Source organism: Arthrobacter arnarulunnguaqae (assembly GCF_051262515.1).
Lineage (GTDB): Bacteria > Actinomycetota > Actinomycetes > Actinomycetales > Micrococcaceae > Arthrobacter_N.
Genome location: NZ_JBIMER010000034.1, coordinates 1 through 1,432, shown reverse-complemented (window position 1 = coordinate 1,432; position 1,432 = coordinate 1). Strand labels below are relative to the sequence as shown.

Genomic DNA, 1,432 nt, shown 5'->3' with positions numbered 1-1,432 from the left:
GAGGGTGTCAGATGGTGTGTGTAAGTAGCCTAGTCACCCTTGGAATGGAGCATGATTGTGACTGTGACTGACCACAAGAATCCGGTGATGAAAGTAGACGCGTCCAAAACCGCCGAGCGGATGGCTGCGGTGGGGGACATGGAGGCGCTGAAGTCTTCGGGGGCCTTTGACGAGTTGATGGGCCAGATCGACCGTGGGGAGATCGAGCTCGACGGCAAGGACGGGTTCATCCGGCAGATCATCAAGGCCGGCTTGGAGCGTGGCCTGAAGGCCGAACTGTCCGGGCATCTGGGGTATGAGAAGAACGAGTACGCCGGACGCGCGGTGTCCAACTCGCGCAACGGCACCTACCCCAAGACGGTGTCCACCAGTGCCGGGGACGTCGAGGTGGGCATGCCCAGGGACCGGGCCGGCACGTTCGTGCCCCGCCTGGTTCCCAAGGGATCGCGGCGCACCAGCGAGCTGGCCGACATGATCGTGAGCCTCTATGCCGGGGGCATGACGGTGCGCGACATCGAACACCACCTGGCCTCCACGATCGGCACCGAGCTCTCGCGCGAGACGATCTCCAAGATCACCGACGAGGTTCTGGACGAGGTGATCACCTGGCAGAGCCGGCCGCTGGATGCGATCTACCCGATCATGTACCTGGACGCGATCGTGGTGAAGATCCGCGACGGGCACCACGTGAAGAACAAGGCCGCCCACATCGCCGTGGGCGTGGACATGGAGGGCATCAAACACGTGCTGGGCATCTGGATCGCCGAGACGGAAGGCGCCAAGTTCTGGGCCGGGGTCTGCGCGGAGCTGGCCAACAGGGGCGTGAAGGACGTGCTGATCGTGTGCTGCGACGGCCTGACCGGGTTCCCCGAGGCGATCGGCGCGACATGGCCCCACGCCACCGTGCAGACCTGCGTCGTGCACCTGATCCGAGCCTCCACCCGCTTCGTGTCCTACGGAGACCGCAAGCAGGTCGCCGCGTCCCTGCGCACCATCTACACGGCCCCGACCCAGGAAGCCGCCCGGGAGGCCCTGGATGAGTTCGCGGCCGGGAAATGGGGCGTCAAGTACCCCGCGGCGGTGAAGACATGGGAGCACGCCTGGGAGCGCTTCACGCCGTTCCTCGGCTTCCCGCCGGCGCTGCGGAAGGTCATCTACACGACCAACGCGATCGAGTCGCTGAACTACCAGCTGCGCAAGGTCACCAAGACCCGCGGGCACTTCCCCAACGACCAGGCCGCCACCAAACTGCTCTGGCTGGCGATCTGCAACATCGAGGACAAACGCGCCCGCGAAAGGGCCAAGGCCCGCACCACCACCCGGGAATCGACCAGCGGAGGCCTCGTCGAAGGAGCCGGAACCATGGGCTGGAACCAAGCCCTCCAGCACCTGATGCTCACCTACCCCGAACGCCTCGAACAACACCTCGCAT

1 protein-coding gene is annotated in these 1,432 nt (G+C 65.2%); it reads left to right on the top strand.

The genetic code is table 11. From position 1 onward, the window contains the following. Nucleotides 1-87: 87 nt before the first annotated feature. On the top strand, nucleotides 88-1,432 hold a 1,345-nt coding region (locus tag ACHAAJ_RS15545; protein WP_435729153.1), incomplete at its 3' end, for an IS256 family transposase.